Consider the following 15,882-nt stretch of genomic DNA (forward strand, 5'->3'; position numbering starts at 1 on the left):
GTGCCGCTTATGCGAGAGGGGGGAGTCGAACCCCCACGGTTGCCCACTGGATCCTAAATCCAGCGCGTCTGCCAGTTCCGCCACCCTCGCAAAATTCAAAATGAAAATTAGACCACCTTTTCCGGGGGCTGTCAACGCAGTGGGGAAAGGCTCAGGGAGATGGCTCATTGTGCCCGATTTCGGGCGTTTCCGGGAATAAATCGAGGCCCTGCCGCTGCTCCAGCAGTTGGCTGGACAAGAGCAGCCCGGTGGCGGACCAGGTCTGGTACAGGTTGGCGCGGCGGCCGATGAGGCGGCCCATGCGGCCGTCGTAATATTCGGGCCACTGGTCTTTCGGCAGGCGGTTGCAGGCCTGCTCGAAGGCCGCCTCGGCGAGGTCCTCGCGCCCGGATTTCAGTGCCGCCGCCACGAACGGCCACAACAGCACCGGCCAGTTGCCGCCGTTGTGGTACGACCAGGCGGCGTTTTTGGCGTCGCTGCCGGTCAGCATTTTCCAGCGCACGCCCTCCAGCGCCGGGTAGCAGATCTTGAGCGGCATGGCCCCGATCAGGTCGTCCCAGCGCGCGGTGTATAAATTCAATATGTTCTGCGACTGCTCCGGGGTGGTGAGGCCGAACAGGATGGCCAGCAGGTTGCCCTGCGCGAAGTAGCGGAAGTCCATGCGCCCCGGTCCCAGGTTGCCCACCAGGTACCCGGCTTTTTCCGGCAGCCAGGTATCGACCCAGTCGGGGATGGATTCCGGATAGATGTTCAACATGTTCACGCTGCCGGTACCAAACTCCTCGTTTTTGAATCGGTGGATCTCGCTCAGCCGTTCGATGTCCAGCCAGTAAAAAATGCGGATGTAGGTGCGCAGGGTCTTGATGCGGTTGGCCGCCATGTCGCGCAATCTCCGGCAGGCTTCGTCGTTGTCCGGCAACAGGTCGAGCACGGTTTGCAGCAGGCCGTAAAACAACGCCTGCACCTCCAGCGGATGGCCATAAACGCCCATGCGGCGATCGATCATGAAACTGCCGTCGGGCACCAGAAGCGTCGGAAACACCTCAAAGGTGTCGCGTAAAAATAATTCCAGTGACAGACGCATGCTGCTCTGAAAGCGGTCGCTCTGCGCCAGATCGCGGTCGCCTGTTTTGCGTACGTAGGCGCCCAGCAAGAGCACCCACCACATCATGGAATCCACCGGCGCGACGCGGCCGATGGCGCGGTCGCCGAAATCGGGCACCCGCGTTTCGTTGCCGTCGTCGTCCACTTCGATATGGAAGCTGGCGGGCATGACGCCGGGATGGATCTGGTGGCCGCTGACCTCGCGCTGCAGGTTGCGCAGCTCCAGCACCGTCTCCAGAAAATTTTTCACGATCTCCGGCTTGCCGTCGTTCAACAACACCAGCCCGGCGGGAAAGAAATCGCGGATGAAGCAGTCGGCGTAATTGGGCGAGGCCAGGTTCAGGTCGCGCGCCGCCGCGGTGCCCACGGGTTTGCCTTTGTAATGGATGATGGCGTCGTGCAGCAGTTGCCGCGCTTCGTCGATGGGAGTGGAGTCCATGCGCCCGGTGTCAAGTGAGTGAGATTTTCTTATTGTTACCAGTGTATAGGCAGTCGAGGTGCGATGGAAACCCTTTCATGAAAAAACGCGCCGCATCGGGCGGCAACGGGGACGTGGCGGGTTGCGGGGTGGGGGCGGCTCAGGACGATTTGCGCGTGCGGCCTTTGTTTTCGCGCGAGGCCAGCAGGCTGTCCGGCGCGTAATACCCCTGCGATACGGTCAGGTTGGGATACACCCAGGCGCCTTTGCCCAGGAACACGCCCGGACACAACACGGCGTTGCAGCCGAGTTCGACGTGGTCGCCGACGATGCCGCCGAATTTTTCCATGCCGGTGGCGAGGCGCTCGCCGTCCAGTTCCAGTGTCATCGGCGGAAAGGCCACGTCGATTTTTTCGCCAGGCGAACGGAAACGCAGGTTGGCCAGTTTCGATCCGGCGCCGAGGTTGACGTAGCTGCCGACGATGCTGTCGCCGATGTAGTTGAAGTGTCCGGCCTCGGTGTGATTCATGAGGAGGGAGTTTTTGATTTCGGTGTTGTGGCCGAGCACGCAGTGGTCACCGGCCAGCAGGGTGCCGCGCAGGTACGCGCCCTGGCGCACTTCGCAGTGTTTGCCGATGACGGCGGGTCCCTTGATCACCGCCGTCGGTTCCAGCACCGTGCCCGCGCCGATGAGCACCTGTGCGGGTTCGATGTACGTGGTTTCCTTGAACTCGATCCACGTTTCCGCCAGCAGTCCGGGTTCGGGAAAGCGGTTGAGTGATTTCGCGGGCAGCAGTTGAACGCCCTCCAGCCCCTGCATGCAATGCACCGAAGCGGGCAGGGTGGCGAGGATGTTCTGGATCGATGCCTTGAGCCGCGTCAGCGGTTCCCACACGCGGTCGATGCCGTCGAACAGGGCTTTGTGCTCGAATTCGTCGAGGTGGTCGAAAAACAGTTTGATGTCGCGCATGGCAGGGACTCTCTGAAAGCGGGTGGGGCGCTGCCTCAGTGGTTAATATACCATTTCCCCCGGGGCGTTAAAACGAAACCTTTGGCGGTGAGGCGCACCAACTGCTGCTTGCCCATCTCGCGCAGCACGCGGGACGCGTCATCCTTGCGGGACGCATCGCCCTTGCGGGACGCGCCGTCCATGCGGAGGGCGGAGGCGGCAAGCGGCTTCACCGCCATGCGACTCAGCAGATCCTGCTCGATGGCATGAAGCGGATGCGCGCTGTCTTTCAGCATTTGCATCAGCAGGCGGAGGACGCTTTCGCCGATGGCCTTCAGTGCGGTGGCGTCCTGCTTGGCGCCGCGCAGGTTGACGCCGATTTTATTCTCCGTGCCGGAGTTGCGCACGAACACGGCGGCTTCGCGTCCCTGGGCAGAGGTCATCGCCACGTACAGCATGTCGGCGTCTTCCGCAAAGCGCAGCGTCTTGCAGCGGAAGTCGCGCGCGGTCGCTTCCTTGCGCACGAGGCGCAGCACGCGTTTCCACACAGCGGAGCCGACGTGAAACTCCTCCTGTTTCACATAATAGGCGTAGAGCGTGGCCTTGAAGCCCGGCGGATACGGTTTTTCGAGCGACGTGTAATAGCGTTTGACGGAGTGCGCGCCGAGCAACGCTTCGGTGGCGGCGAAGGTGTTGAGCGCGCTTTTGAGTCCGTTGCCGCAGAATACGGGAATGCGCGCCCCGGCCTCGGTGTCCAGCCAGCCCACGGTGATGTTGTGTCCCGTCTCCTCGCTGCCCACCGCGAAGGGAAGGGGCAGGGTTACCTCCGGTTGGCCCGCGCGCACCCGATCGATTTCATTTTCCAGAGCTTCGAACTGCGCCACGTCGAAACGTCCGTCCGCTTGCAGGGTTTTCAGTTTCTTTTGGAGCGGTGCTTTTTGTTTGGCTGGCAACGATTGGATGCGGGTGTGGGCGATCATCATCGCGATGCGGTACAGAACCCATTTGTCGCCGACGGCGGAGAGCTGGCGTTTCAGTCCCAGTGCCTCAGCGGCGAGGCCGGTGTTGAGATCGCTTTCGACGGTGTGGATGTACGCGGCGTTGCGGTAGGTGTCCGGGTCCTGTTTTAAAAGATGCGCCGCCTGGAAGTACGCCGTTTCGTCGCCGCTCGACACCAGCAGGCAGTCTTTCGACGGATGGTAATCGAGGCGGTAGAAGCGGTCGCCGTCGGCGTCGAACACGGCCCCCGCCACGCGCCGCGTGCCGTTCTTGATGGAGTCGCGGTGCTGTCGTCCCAGCTTGAACAGCGTGCCCACGGCCTTGTGCTTGCGGAACGTGCCGGACTTGGCATCGATGCTGTCGGCGGTGAGGATGCGGTGGCCTTCGAGATCGGCGACGCCGCTGTTCAGGTTCACGTTGCCGTCAAGCCGGTTGTTGACCTCGATCACCTTGCCGAATCCGGCGCGGCGGAAGGCGCGGGCGGCGAGTCCCGTCAACGCGCCGTTGGCCGGGTCCACCACCACGATGATGTGGCGCAGCGATGGCGCCGCTTCGATCCAACTGTTTTCGGGATCGAGGGAAAATTTGAGGAACAGATCGCACGCGGCGTCGTGCCGGTCCTGCCGTTTGCCGGTCAGTGGTTTGGATTTTAAAGAGGGCGTGGCCAGCAGAGCCTCGGTCAACGCGACGTCGTTGTCCGGCAGCAGCTTCATGCCGCGGTGCGCGAGAAAAATCTTGATGCCGTTCTGGTCTTTCGGGTTGTGCGACGCGGTCACCATGAAGCCGCCGTCGGCGTTCGCGAATTGAAGGTACAGCGGCACCAGCGGTGTCGGCACCAGGCCCAGCACGTGCGCAGCGGCTCCCGCTTTGCGAATGCCGCGCACCACCGCCTCGGTGAAATGGCCGGACACGTCGCGCGGGTCCCAGCCCACGGCAAACACCGCGCGCGATTTCGGCCGGTGCGTCGCCAATACCGTCTGCACGTGGGCGTACGCGTACTGTTCCATGAACAGGTCGGTGATGACGCCCTGTTCGAGAAACGCCTGTTGCGGCGTCAGGTTTTTCAACGACGGGTCGGAAGCCAGCCGCACTTCGCGGCGGATGCCGTCGGTACCCTGAATGCGGAACTGATTTTTTGCTTTGGACGGTTTGGGCATGATTTGGGTGCGGGTGTTCAAAACCGCGCAATTCTAACACAAAAGCGGACGGGACACCTTAAAGGGCTTACGGGATCCCTCTCCATTCCAAGCGGTACATGCCGAGTAACGGTTGGGAGGACTGGGAGGAGTTTCAATATTCCCTCCCCTTTTCAAGGAGACCTTCGCATAAGGGAACTAAAAGCAACCCATAGATTCTTCGCTGACGCTCAGAATGACCCGGCTGAGCCGGGAGCCAATGGAGACCGAGCCTATCCGGTGAACGATGGTTTTTAAACTCGTTTGCTGCGGGCCACGCCCGCTGTCATTCTGAGGAGCCTGAGGCGACGAAGAATCTATGTTTTTCTTTACCTCCCTTGTATCCCCTCCTTGCAAAGGAGGGGAAGTTAAAAGCAGAAACAATCGGTCGATACGTGTGGGATCATTGCTCTGCAACATGCTTGCTTCAAGGTAAAGGAGGGGTGCGTTCGATGACAACAGTCCGGTTCAATTTGCGGGCACGCGCGGGCGGCTTTGGAAGGTGAGTTCGTACTCGGCCTCGACCCACGGCACGTTGGGGACCGGTGCGTCGGCGGGCGTGGGTTGCTGAATCACGTCGTAAGGATTGGATTCGATGGGCACGGCCTCCAGAACGGCAGCGTCGGCGGAAACGGCGTCGCGCCTGAGCAGCGGCAGCGTGCCGGGTGCGAACTGGAACTGCCTGGCCGCGTCTTCCAGCGCTTTCAGGGGTGAGACGCCGTCGGCCAACTGCGCCTTGAGCGCGTCTTCGATGGTCTGGTTGCGCTCCATCAAGCGCCGATGCGGATAATCGGGTTTCGACAGGATCATGAATTCGAGATGCGGCCAGTAGGTGTTGATGAAGTCATCGAAATCGACCTCCACTTCGCGGCTCAGGTGGATGTCGCGCGCGCCGTTGGGATTGGTCCTGAGCAGGTCGTTGTACACCGTCACGATGTTGTGCGTGGAATCGTACAGAATGACCCACTGGTAGGTGGTGGCCTTTTCGAATGTGCGGAAGGAGTCGAGCGACTGAATCAGCGTTACCATCAAACTGTGCATGTCTTCCATGCTGAGAAACGACGCCGACCACGGAAAGCGGTCTCGGTACCACGCGGGGATGTCGGCGGGATAACTGTCGCGTTGCGAGTCTTCGGGCTTCTGGTGATCGTTCTCGACGTAGTTGAGGATGTCGTCGAGTTCCTTGTACGCAAGGTCGATCCCGGCGCGCACCACGGTGTAAGGAAACAACTGGCGCTGGTAGTCCATGTACTGCGCCAGCTCGGGGTTACCGGCTTCGCGTTGCAGGCGCGGTTCGCGTTGGTAAATGTCTTTGGCAAAGATCAGCATGGTTTTAGATTCCAGTATGGCAGTGAGGGGGGAAAGGCGCGGATCAGCGCGGACCCGGTTTGGGTTTGAACAGGTCCCCCAGGGATTTCATGATGGCTTGCCGTTCTTCCGGCGTCATGTTTTGCACCCGCGCCTGCAACTCGCGCAGTTGCTCCGGGCTCAGGTTCGACATGGCCTTCTGCATTTCGCCTTCGAGATTCGACAGGTTGCTGAGTCCCGGCATGCGTTTCAGCATGTCCAGCCACGACTCCGAGCCGCCACCGGATGGCTGCCCGGTGTCGCTCCCGTTTGTGGAGTCCACGATGGGATCCACCGAAGGTTCGGCCTGCTGTTGCGGCGAATGGAAGACGATGTAGTCGCCTTCGATGCGGCCGATGATGCGTTCGTCCTTTAAATTTTCCAGCACCGCCTTGAGCGCGGTGCCGTGGTCCTTGCAGCTTTGGTACACGGGTTTGAACGGCAGTTTGACGGTCTTCGCCGGGTATCCGTTTTTTTCGATGGAGTATTTGATGTTGGTGGCTACGGTGTTGGTGTCTGTCATAAATCCGTTCTACTGAAGTCGGGGAGCGCCGGTGGCGTCGGGGCCGGCGTGATTCCATTCCAGTGTTGCAGGCCAGGCGCGGCCCTGCGTTCTGGTTCATTGTGTCCTATGGGGATCATTTTAGTACATCCGGGCCGTCACCCCCAAATAAAACCTGGAGCCCGGCTGCATGGCGGCATTTCAGCGGCCCTGCGCCGCCCCGGGTTTTGGAATGCAGCGGGCATTTGTGATAAAATTCGCGCAATAAACCGACACGATGAATACGGGTTCCATCCTCAATCCATCATTTGACCTGGTTTGCCAGGGGGAGGCGTGAGTTATGAAAAAGCGAATAGGAGTGGTGCTTTCCGGTTGCGGCGTTTACGACGGTTCGGAAATTCATGAAGCCGTCATCACCCTGTTGGCCATCGACCGTGCCGGGGCCGAGGCGGTGTGCATGGCTCCGAACGTGGACCAGATGCACGTGGTCAACCACCTCACCGGCGAGGAAGCGAAAGGCGAAACGCGCAATGTGCTGGTGGAGTCGGCGCGCATCGCCCGCGGCGAGATCCAGGACATCGCCACGGTGAAGGCGGACGACATCGATGCCATCATTTTTCCCGGCGGGTTCGGCGCGGCCAAGAATCTGTGCGATTTCGCGGTCAATGGCGAGAACTGCAAGGTGCATCCGGAAGTGCAGCGGCTGGTGCGCGAGTTCAAAGACAAGCACAAGCCGCAGGGCGCGGTGTGCATCGCCCCCGCCGTCATGGCGGGCATCTACAAGGACAGCGGCACGCAGCTGACCCTGACCATCGGCAACGACAAAGGCACCAGCGGCAAGATCGTGGCCATGGGCAGCAACCATCAGGATTGCGCGGTGGAAGACATCGTGATCGATCAGGCGGCGAAGGTCGTCACCAGTCCCGCCTACATGCTTGGTAAAAATATTTCCGGAGTGGCGGAAGGCATCGAAAAAACGGTGAAGGAACTGATCAAGATGATCTGACGGTTGCTGCAGAGTGTGCGCGAAAAACAAAAGGGTCCGGCTAAACAGCCGGACCCTTTTTCATTGCGAGCGCGTGCCGCGCAGTCAGAGTTTGTGGTGTTGCAGGATCTGGTCGAGGGTGTTGGTGGTGGACAGGCCTTTGACGATGGGTACCAGCGCCACCTTGCCGCCGTAGCCTTCGACGATCTCGCGGCCCACCACCTGCTCGATCTTGTAGTCATCGCCCTTGACGAGGATGTCGGGTCGCAGTTCGCGGATCAGGTTCTCCGGTGTCTCCTCGTTGAAGATGACGATGTAATCGACGTCCTGCAAGGCGGACAGGATGTTGGCGCGTTCCTGCTGGGTTTTGATCGGGCGGCTGGGGCCTTTGATCGAACGCACCGACTCATCGCTGTTGAGGCCGAGGATGAGGATGTCGCCCATGCGCCGCGATTGCTGGATGAACTCGATGTGCCCGCCGTGGATCAGGTCGTAACAGCCGTTGGTGAACACCACTTTCTTGCCGATGCTTTTGGCCAGGCTGACGATCTTCTTGGCTTCCTCGACTTCGAGGATGGTCGGCGAGGTGCGCAGCAAGTCTTCCTGCAAAAACTGGTTGAGCTCGTTCAGGGTGACGACGGCGGTGCCGATCTTGCCGACGACGATGCCCGCCGCCATGTTGGACAGCCGCGCCGCTTCTTCAAATGTGAAACCGCTGAACAGCGACATGCCGAACACGCTGATGACGGTGTCGCCGGCGCCGGTGACGTCGAACACTTCGCGCGCGACGGTGGGGATGGCCACCGACTTGTCTTTCTTGGGATACAGGATCATGCCTTCCTGGCCGCGCGTGACCAGTATGGCCTCCGCCTTGGCCAGCGACAGCAGGTATTCGGCGGCGCGGTCGAGGTCTTCCTGGCAGGCGATCTTGATCGGCGCGACGCGTTCCACTTCCAACTGGTTGGGCGTGATCACGGAGCAGCCCTTGTACTTGTGGAAGTCGGTGCCCTTGGGATCGACCACGACATACTTCTTCGCGTTCTTGGCGCGGTGCATGAGGGTGTGCGTCACCTTGTCCGTCAGGATGCCCTTGTTGTAATCGGAACAGATCACGCCATCCATCTGCGGCAGCGTGTCGTTGATGTAGGCGATGATTTTCTTTTCGGTCTCATCCATGATCGGCCGGTTGTCTTCCTTGTCGATGCGCAGCACCTGCTGGTTGTGCGCGATGACGCGGATCTTGGACGTGGTCGGCCGATGCACGAAGCGGAAAACGCCGTCGGTGTGGATGGAGCGGTTCTGGATCAGGCCCAGCAGCTTGTCGCCTTTTTCGTCCTTGCCGATGCCGCCGACCAGGTACACGTCGCAGCCCAGCGCAACGAGGTTGTTGGCGACGTTGGCGGCGCCGCCCAGCGCCAGGTTTTCCGATTTGCTTTCGAGGATGGGCACCGGCGCTTCCGGCGAAATGCGGCTCACCGATCCCCAGATGTATTCATCCAGAATGAGGTCGCCGACGACGAGGATCTTCAGGCGTTTTTGTTCGTCGAACAAATGCTGAAATTTGGTTTTCATATTTAAAACTCCCGGTCGAGGGTCTCACACAGGATGTGGCCGATGGTGATGTGCACTTCCTGGATGCGCGCCGTGTCGGCAGAGGGCACGACGATGGGGATGTCCACCATGTCTTTCAGTTTGCCGCCGCCTTTGCCGAGGAACCCGATGGTGGCCGCGCCGATTTTTTTGGCTTCTTCCACGGCGCGGATCACGTTGCCGGAGTTGCCGCTGGTGCTGATGGCGAGCACCGTGTCTTCCTTGCGCGCCAGCCCTTTCACCTGGCGGGCGAACACGTCATCGAAACTGTAATCGTTGCCGATGCAGGTGAGGATGGAGGCGTCCACCGTCAGTGCGATGGCGGGAACGGGATTGCGTTCCAGTTTGTAGCGGCCGATGAACTCCGCCGCCAGGTGCTGCGCGTCGGCGGCGCTGCCGCCGTTGCCCATGAGCAACAGCTTGCCGCCGCTTTCAAAACTGCGGCGCACCTGCTCGATGGCGTTGTGAATGTCCTCGGCCAGCGTGTCGGCGACCTGCCGCTTTAAATCCGCGCTGGCGTTCAATGCTGCCTTGATCGAGTCCATGTGTTTCCTTATATATTCCGAGGCTTACAAAAAACCTTCTTCTGAAAAACTGTAATACTCCGAGCCGCCGATGATGATGTGGTCGATCAACTGGATGCCGATGATCTCGCCGGCCTTCGACACGCGATGCGTGATCTCGATGTCCGCCTGGCTGGGTGTCGGGTCGCCGCTGGGATGGTTGTGAATGAGCACGATCCGGGCGGCGGATTCCTTGATGGCCGGGATCATCACCTCCCGCGGGTGCACGATGCTGGCATCGACGCTGCCTTCCGAGATGGTGAGGTCGCGGATGATGTTCAGCTTCTGGTTGAGCAGGACGACTTTGACGGTTTCCTTTCTGAGATTTTTCAGGAAGGGCGCGTAGAGGTCCACAAACGACTGGCAGGAATTCATTTTCTGCCGCTGGCCGACGCTGTGTGCGGCCATGCGTTTGCCGATTTCCATGGCGGCCTTGATCTGTGCGGCCTTGGCCACGCCGATGCCGGAAACGGAACACAGCTCGGTGACCGAAGCGCGGTCGATGCACTGGAAATTCCCGAATGCCTGCAGCAGGTCACGGCTGATGTCCACCGCGTTTTTCTGTGACCGATGATCCCCCGTGCCGATCAAAATGCCGAGCAGCTGCGCATCGGACAATTTGTCTTCGCCGTAACGGACGAGCCGTTCCCGGGGACGTTCATCCTCGGGCCAATCTTTGATTGAGGACGAGGACGTGGAGTTGTCTGCCATAGGGGCGCCATCATGTCTTCGGGGATTCCATGTGTTGCTTGAAAAAATCCAGAGTGGCCCGGAGCCCCGTTTCCAGATCAACCCGGGGTTCCCACTTCAGATGGTGGCGAGCCCTTGCGATATCGGGCCGCCGCAGCCTGGGGTCGTCCTCCGGCAATGGTTTGAAGACGATTTTACTCTGGCTCCCGGAGACTTGCAAAATTTTCTCAGCCATCTCAATCAGGGTCATTTCCTCGGGATTGCCGATGTTGACCGGCTCGGTGACGCGGGAGGTCAGCAGCCGGTGAATGCCGTCCACGAGGTCGCTGACGTAGCAGAAGCTGCGCGTCTGGCTGCCGTCGCCGTACACGGTGAGGTCGAGGCCGTTGAGCGCCTGGTGCATGAAGTTGGGGATGGCGCGGCCGTCGTTCAAGCGCATGCGCGGTCCGTAGGTGTTGAAGATGCGCGCGATGCGGGTGTCCACGCGGTGCGTGCGGTGGTAGGCCATGGTCAGCGCTTCGGCGTAGCGTTTGGCTTCGTCGTACACGCTGCGCGGACCGATGGGGTTGACGTTGCCCCAGTAGGTTTCGGGCTGCGGGTGCTCGTGCGGGTCGCCGTACACTTCCGACGTCGAGGTGATGAGGAACACCGCGCTTTTGTTTTTCGCCAGCTCCAGTGTGTGGTGGGTGCCGTAAGACCCGGCCTTGAGCGTGGCGATCGGGTGCGCGTAATAATCGGGCGGACTGGCGGGCGAAGCCATGTGCACCACGTAATCGAGCGGGCCGTCGATCACGATGAGTTGCGACACGTCGTGCTCGATGAACTCGAAACGGGAGTCGGTGATGTGTGCGATGTTGGCGCGTGATCCGGTGATGAAGTTGTCGAGGCAGACCACCTCGTGACCCTTTTCCAGCAACAGGTCGCAAAAGTGCGATCCGACGAACCCCGCGCCTCCGGTCACCAAAGTTCTGGGCATGAGTGGGAACCTTTATTTGGAGTTGATGGGATGCGGGGCGGATTCAAACCGGTCGCCGATCTGAACGCTGTGCCCTGCGAGAAATTCCTGCGCGCTCATTTTCTTTTTGCCTTCGGGTTGCAGCCCAGTGAGGATCAGCCGGTCGTCGCCGGTGCCCACTTCGATGCCGTAGGGGGTGACACGCACCACCGCGCCGGGTTCATCCGTTTGGGTGCCGGGAGCGGTTTCCGTTCTGAATAATTTCAGGCGCTGTCCGTTTAAAAATGTGTACGCGCCGGGCCACGGGTTGAGACCGCGCACCAGGTCGTGCAGACGCTGCGTCGGTTGGTTCCAGTACAGGAACCCGTCTTCTTTTTTCAGTTTGCGGGCGAAGGTGGCCGCGTCGTGATTTTGTGGTGTGCTGGACAGGGTTCCCGCATCCAGTTGCGCGATGGTTTCGAGCGCCAACTCGGCGCCGGCTGCGGCCAGCGCATCGTGCAGATCCTGCGCGGTGTCGTCGGGGCCGATGCGAACTTTGCGGATCAATAGCACATCGCCGCTGTCGAGACCGGGATCGATCTTCATGGTGGTGACGCCGCTTTCGGTTTCGCCGTTGATGAGAGCCCAGTTGATGGGCGCAGCGCCGCGGTACTTCGGCAGGATCGAGGCGTGGATGTTCATACAGAAATGTTTCGGCAACTCCAGAAAATTCGGTTTGAGAAGTTGGCCGTAAGCGATGACCACGATGAGATCCGGTTGGAATGGCTTCAGCGTTTCCACGAAATCCGGCGCGCTGGCCTTGTCCGGTTGCAGCACGTCGAGACCGTGCGCCATGGCGAACTCCTTGACGGGTGGCGGCTGGGCGGCGCGGCCGCGACCTTTCGGCCGGTCGGGCTGGGTGACCACCGCCTGCACCGTGTGATGCGAGGCGTGCAGGGCTTTCAGGGTCGGGACTGCAAAGTCGGGTGTGCCGAGAAAGAGGAGATTCATCCTTCCTGCTCTTTCAACAGCTTTTTGAATTTGCGTTTCAGCATGTCGCGCCGGGTGCGGCCCAGCATGTCCCAGAACAGTTTGCCTTCCAGGTGATCCAGCTCGTGCTGGAAGGCGCGCGCCAGGTAATCCTCCACTTCGTACCGGACGTCGTTGCCGTCCAGATCGATTCCCTTCACCTCGATGCGTTTGAAGCGGGGCACATCGGCGACGATGTCCGGAATGCTGAGGCAGCCTTCCTGCCCGTCCTGTTCTTCTTCCGCAGCGGTGATGACCGGATTGAGGATGATGATCGGATCGTGGTCCTCTTTTTTTCCCGCGTCGAAACCGAAATCGACAACGATCAGCCGCTGCGGGATGCCGACCTGGTTGGCGGCAAGCCCCACGCCGATGGAATCGTACATGGTTTCGATCATGTCGTTGGACAGGGTGACCAGATCGTCATTGATATTCTCAATGGGCGCGCATTTCTTGCGAAGCACCGGGTCGAGGCAATTGCGTATGGTTAAAAGTGACATGGTGAGCCGTTCCAGCCTTCTTGTGGGTGCCTTGCGATTGAAAAGCGTTGCAACAGAGTTCGACGCAACGCGTTGTCATTATAATGCACTTTTCGTGAATGGCCAATTCCCGTGGGTCAGGTTTGCGGCGTGGAGGAATCGGAAACTTTGTGGCTGAACGACAGCAGGGCGGGATCTTGCAGCACATCGGTGGAGAGGTTTTTCGCCTTGACCGGCAGCAGAATGGCAAACGTGGACCCGGAGCCGGGTTTGCTGCGGACCTGAATGTCGCCGCCGTGCATCTTCACGATGCCGTAGCTGACGGACAATCCCAACCCGGTGCCTTTGACGGAGGGCTTGGTGGTGAAAAAGGGGTCGAAGATGTTTTTCATGATGTCGGCGGGGATGCCCTGTCCGGTGTCGGAAATTTCAAGGCGGATGGTGCTTCCTTCCAGCGAGGTCCGGATTTGGATCGTGCCGGTCCGGTCGGTGATCGCTTCCTCCGCGTTTTGCAGAATGTTGAGGATCACCTGCCGCACCTGGTCGGGGACCGCTTCGATGTTTTTCACGTCGGCGGAATAATTGCGGACGAGATCGATGTTTTTTTCTTTCAGCTTCTTTTTGGTGAGGAACGCCATGTCCTCGATGGCTTCATGGAAGTTGAACACTTCCTTCTGGTCGGAAGAGGGGCTGTGGAAGTTCAGCAGTTTTTTGATGAGGTTGGAGATGCGGTCGCATTCCTTGATGGCCAGGGAAACGAAGTCGCGGTCCTTATCCAGCAGGTTGCCGCGGCGCAGTACTTTTTCCAGCACGCTGCGGATGCCGTAAATGGGATTGTTGAACTCGTGCGCCATGGAGGCGGCCATCTTGCCCGTCGCCGACAGTTTTTCGGCGTGGAGCAACTGGCGGTGCACGCTTTCCAGATCGGCGGTGCGCTGTTCCACCAGCTCTTCCAGGTTGTGCCGGTATTTGAACAATTCATCCTCGGCTTTTTTCTTTTCGGTGATGTCCTGCACGATGGCAAAGTACACCGGCCGGGACGCCATCTCCGAATACTGAATGCGCATCTCGACGGGATACGTCGATCCGTTTTTACGGCGGTGATGGGTTTCGAACACGATCTGCTGGATTTCTGCCTCCAGCGGTTCCAGCATGCGGATGAATTTTTCGCGGGTGAAATGGGGTTTCAGGGCGAGGGGCGTCAGTTTTTCCAGTTCCTGCATGGAATAGCCGAGATTTTGCCGCGCTCCGAGGTTGACCTGCAGAAACTTCAGGGTCTTGGCGTCGAACATGAAAATTTCATTCGACGAGTTTTCCAGAATGCGTCCAAAGGAGGACGTGCGTTTGTCGGCGGCGTCGGTCTCGCTGATGGAGGCGGTGAGGATGAGGGTCATGATCGTCAGCACCAGCAGGTAAAACTGCAACAGGCGCAGCGAGCCTTCCACCGTTTGCAGGGCCATGGGGCCGCGTCCCTGTGCGGTGCCCCAGATGGAGACGAGCGACACCAGCAGGATGGCGATGACGGCACCCGTTTGCCGGAACCGGAAAGCCGACCACACCAGCACCGGAAACAACAGGTACACCAGAGGGTAATGCCAGTAAACCAGCCAGTCGCCGAACGCAACCTGGGTGGTGAAATAAAAGAAGAACGCCAGCGCGGTGGCTTCCAGCGCCTGGTTGCGGTTCAGCTGCACCGGTCCGGAAGCGAGGAACACCATGAACAGCGGCGTGACGGTCAGGATGCCCATGGTATCGCCCAACCACCAGGTGACCCAGGAAGGCCCGAACTGTTCCGGGGCTATGAACCCGCTGACCATCAGGCTGGTTTGGGCGATGGTGGAATGGATGGTGGAGTTCAGTGCGCCGACGCCGAAGATGAAAATCACGGCGTCCTTGATACGGGTGAGTGGATTGATGGCCCCGACCCAGTATTTGAGGAGGAGGGCGCCGGTGGCGGTCTGAATCACCGCGCCGAGAGCGATGAGCGTGGCGGCGGGCAGGAACCCGGACAGGGTGAACTGCGGTGCGGGCAACATGGTGTTCCACAGGAACAACGTGAAGCTCAGCGAGCCCAGCCAGATGCCCGGCAAAATCCGCGCGCCACAACAGAGGTAAATGCCCAGGGCGAACCCGGCGGGCGCAAACAAGGGGATGGAATAGCCGTACACATTCGCCAGACGAACCATGCCGAACCCGCACAGGAAATAGAAAAGCGCTGTCAGCAGGTTCGGGCCGATGTTGTGTTTGATCCGGTCTGTGCGGAAAGCCATCATCCCCTATCGACCTATAAGTTGTGGAATTCTTTAAAGTATAAGACGGCGCTCGCGGCGAAACCACTGTTTTCTGGAACAGCGGCCGCGGCGGGCGGGCCTCATTCCAAATATTCCACGCGGCACTCGTACTCGGTATCGGAAATCCAGTTGACCTTGATGTACATGGGCAGCTTGGTGTTGCGGTCGATGATGGCCGAGCGCACCTGCGTTTCCGTCAGATCCTCCGCTCCCCGCAGGTCCGCCCCTTTCAGGTTGGCGCCGGTGAGGTTGGTGTGCATCAGTTTGGCCCCTTGCAGGCTGGTGTCGCTGAGGTCGGATTTGGAAAAGTCCGAGTCCATCAGGATGGAGCCGTGGCCCATGTCGGCCCCGGCAAAGACCGCCCCCACCGCGCGCGCTTCGGTGAAATCCACCTTGGCCAGGTTGGCTTTGGTGAAGTTGGATTCATTGATCTCGGCATCGAAAAAGTTGGAGCCGCCGATGTTGGCCTCGCTGAAATCGGCGGCGATCATGTCCGCGGACACAAAGATGGCTCCAATCAGAATGGCCTTGTGCAGGTTGGCGCCGCACAGGTCCGCGTAGGTGAGATCCATGCCGCACAGGTCCACTTTGGACAGGTGCAGGTTGGCCAGGGTGGGAATGCTGAGGCGTTTTTTCCACATGGCATTCAGGATTTCACCTTTTTTTGCCACGGCGGGCTCGTCGGTGCCCTCCCGGTGCTGCTCCCACAACTCAAGCAGTTCGTCTTCTGAGAGATGTTTCATGTTTCGGCCTTTTTATTTATATGTGGTGCATTGGAGAATGATTGAATTTGTGTATCAAAAACCCCCAATCATAGACCGAAATGG

At 59.8% G+C, this 15,882-nt stretch carries 14 protein-coding genes and 1 tRNA gene; 1 reads left to right on the plus strand and 14 read right to left on the minus strand.

What is annotated here, in order from left to right:
• Window positions 1-10: 10 nt before the first annotated feature.
• From QML71_RS01425 to QML71_RS01450, 6 genes are all read right to left on the minus strand, one after another.
• Window positions 11-90: transfer RNA gene (locus QML71_RS01425), tRNA-Leu, on the minus strand.
• 61 nt (window positions 91-151) lie between these two features.
• Complete coding sequence (locus QML71_RS01430; RefSeq protein WP_282010115.1) at window positions 152-1,543, minus strand: glycoside hydrolase 100 family protein; 1,392 nt, start codon at window positions 1,541-1,543, stop codon at window positions 152-154.
• Between the two features lie 139 nt (window positions 1,544-1,682).
• On the minus strand, window positions 1,683-2,492 hold the full coding sequence (locus QML71_RS01435) for an LbetaH domain-containing protein (RefSeq protein ID WP_282010116.1): 810 nt from the start codon (window positions 2,490-2,492) through the stop codon (window positions 1,683-1,685).
• A gap of 35 nt (window positions 2,493-2,527) precedes the next feature.
• The gene (locus QML71_RS01440; RefSeq protein ID WP_282010117.1) at window positions 2,528-4,627 is read right to left on the minus strand and encodes a phosphohexomutase domain-containing protein; all 2,100 of its coding nucleotides are present in this window, start codon (window positions 4,625-4,627) and stop codon (window positions 2,528-2,530) included.
• Window positions 4,628-5,113: 486 nt separating this feature from the next.
• A complete protein-coding gene (locus tag QML71_RS01445) occupies window positions 5,114-5,974 on the minus strand; it encodes a hypothetical protein (RefSeq protein ID WP_282010118.1) in 861 nt (286 codons plus the stop codon).
• 43 nt (window positions 5,975-6,017) lie between these two features.
• Window positions 6,018-6,515 carry a hypothetical protein gene (locus QML71_RS01450; RefSeq protein ID WP_282010119.1) on the minus strand — a complete coding sequence of 166 codons (498 nt, stop codon included), beginning with the start codon at window positions 6,513-6,515 and terminating at the stop codon, window positions 6,018-6,020.
• 319 nt (window positions 6,516-6,834) lie between these two features.
• On the opposite strand from QML71_RS01450, the gene elbB reads away from it, so the two are divergent.
• A complete protein-coding gene (gene elbB / locus QML71_RS01455; protein WP_282010120.1) occupies window positions 6,835-7,500 on the plus strand; it encodes an isoprenoid biosynthesis glyoxalase ElbB in 666 nt (221 codons plus the stop codon).
• 84 nt (window positions 7,501-7,584) lie between these two features.
• Here elbB and rfaE1 read toward each other — a convergent pair whose 3' ends face one another.
• The 8 genes from rfaE1 to QML71_RS01495 all read right to left on the minus strand — a co-directional run bounded on the left by rfaE1 (window position 7,585) and on the right by QML71_RS01495 (window position 15,798).
• Window positions 7,585-9,051, minus strand: coding sequence for a D-glycero-beta-D-manno-heptose-7-phosphate kinase (rfaE1, locus tag QML71_RS01460; protein ID WP_282010121.1), 1,467 nt, complete (start codon window positions 9,049-9,051; stop codon window positions 7,585-7,587).
• A gap of 2 nt (window positions 9,052-9,053) precedes the next feature.
• Complete coding sequence (locus QML71_RS01465; protein WP_282010122.1) at window positions 9,054-9,614, minus strand: D-sedoheptulose-7-phosphate isomerase; 561 nt, start codon at window positions 9,612-9,614, stop codon at window positions 9,054-9,056.
• 24 nt (window positions 9,615-9,638) lie between these two features.
• The gene (radC, locus tag QML71_RS01470) at window positions 9,639-10,343 is read right to left on the minus strand and encodes a RadC family protein (RefSeq protein WP_282010123.1); all 705 of its coding nucleotides are present in this window, start codon (window positions 10,341-10,343) and stop codon (window positions 9,639-9,641) included.
• 10 nt (window positions 10,344-10,353) lie between these two features.
• Entirely contained in the window at window positions 10,354-11,298 is a 945-nt protein-coding gene (locus QML71_RS01475) for a UDP-glucuronic acid decarboxylase family protein (RefSeq protein ID WP_282010124.1), read from the minus strand.
• Between the two features lie 12 nt (window positions 11,299-11,310).
• Entirely contained in the window at window positions 11,311-12,267 is a 957-nt protein-coding gene (gene fmt / locus QML71_RS01480; protein ID WP_282010125.1) for a methionyl-tRNA formyltransferase, read from the minus strand.
• Complete coding sequence (gene def / locus QML71_RS01485) at window positions 12,264-12,785, minus strand: peptide deformylase (RefSeq protein ID WP_282010126.1); 522 nt, start codon at window positions 12,783-12,785, stop codon at window positions 12,264-12,266. The genes fmt and def overlap by 4 nt, the downstream gene beginning before the upstream one ends.
• A 116-nt stretch (window positions 12,786-12,901) precedes the next feature.
• Window positions 12,902-15,034 (minus strand): MASE1 domain-containing protein, encoded by a 2,133-nt coding sequence (locus tag QML71_RS01490; RefSeq protein ID WP_282010127.1) that lies wholly within the window; start codon window positions 15,032-15,034, stop codon window positions 12,902-12,904.
• Window positions 15,035-15,135: 101 nt separating this feature from the next.
• Window positions 15,136-15,798, minus strand: a complete 663-nt coding sequence (locus tag QML71_RS01495; RefSeq protein WP_282010128.1) for a pentapeptide repeat-containing protein — start codon at window positions 15,796-15,798, stop codon at window positions 15,136-15,138.
• Between the last annotated feature and the right edge of the window lie 84 nt (window positions 15,799-15,882).

The sequence above is a fragment of the Nitrospina watsonii genome (assembly GCF_946900835.1).
Taxonomy (GTDB): domain Bacteria; phylum Nitrospinota; class Nitrospinia; order Nitrospinales; family Nitrospinaceae; genus Nitrospina; species Nitrospina watsonii.

Bases quoted from the DNA above. Each gene is read 5' to 3' on its own strand.
- QML71_RS01430 (WP_282010115.1), bottom strand. From the start codon at position 1,543: ATGGACTCCACTCCCATCGACGAAGCGCGGCAACTGCTGCACGACGCC.
- QML71_RS01435 (WP_282010116.1), bottom strand. From the start codon at position 2,492: ATGCGCGACATCAAACTGTTTTTCGACCACCTCGACGAATTCGAGCAC.
- QML71_RS01440 (WP_282010117.1), bottom strand. From the start codon at position 4,627: ATGCCCAAACCGTCCAAAGCAAAAAATCAGTTCCGCATTCAGGGTACC.
- QML71_RS01445 (WP_282010118.1), bottom strand. From the start codon at position 5,974: ATGCTGATCTTTGCCAAAGACATTTACCAACGCGAACCGCGCCTGCAA.
- QML71_RS01450 (WP_282010119.1), bottom strand. From the start codon at position 6,515: ATGACAGACACCAACACCGTAGCCACCAACATCAAATACTCCATCGAA.
- elbB (WP_282010120.1), top strand. From the start codon at position 6,835: ATGAAAAAGCGAATAGGAGTGGTGCTTTCCGGTTGCGGCGTTTACGAC.
- rfaE1 (WP_282010121.1), bottom strand. From the start codon at position 9,051: ATGAAAACCAAATTTCAGCATTTGTTCGACGAACAAAAACGCCTGAAG.
- QML71_RS01465 (WP_282010122.1), bottom strand. From the start codon at position 9,614: ATGGACTCGATCAAGGCAGCATTGAACGCCAGCGCGGATTTAAAGCGG.
- radC (WP_282010123.1), bottom strand. From the start codon at position 10,343: ATGGCAGACAACTCCACGTCCTCGTCCTCAATCAAAGATTGGCCCGAG.
- QML71_RS01475 (WP_282010124.1), bottom strand. From the start codon at position 11,298: ATGCCCAGAACTTTGGTGACCGGAGGCGCGGGGTTCGTCGGATCGCAC.
- fmt (WP_282010125.1), bottom strand. From the start codon at position 12,267: ATGAATCTCCTCTTTCTCGGCACACCCGACTTTGCAGTCCCGACCCTG.
- def (WP_282010126.1), bottom strand. From the start codon at position 12,785: ATGTCACTTTTAACCATACGCAATTGCCTCGACCCGGTGCTTCGCAAG.
- QML71_RS01490 (WP_282010127.1), bottom strand. From the start codon at position 15,034: ATGGCTTTCCGCACAGACCGGATCAAACACAACATCGGCCCGAACCTG.
- QML71_RS01495 (WP_282010128.1), bottom strand. From the start codon at position 15,798: ATGAAACATCTCTCAGAAGACGAACTGCTTGAGTTGTGGGAGCAGCAC.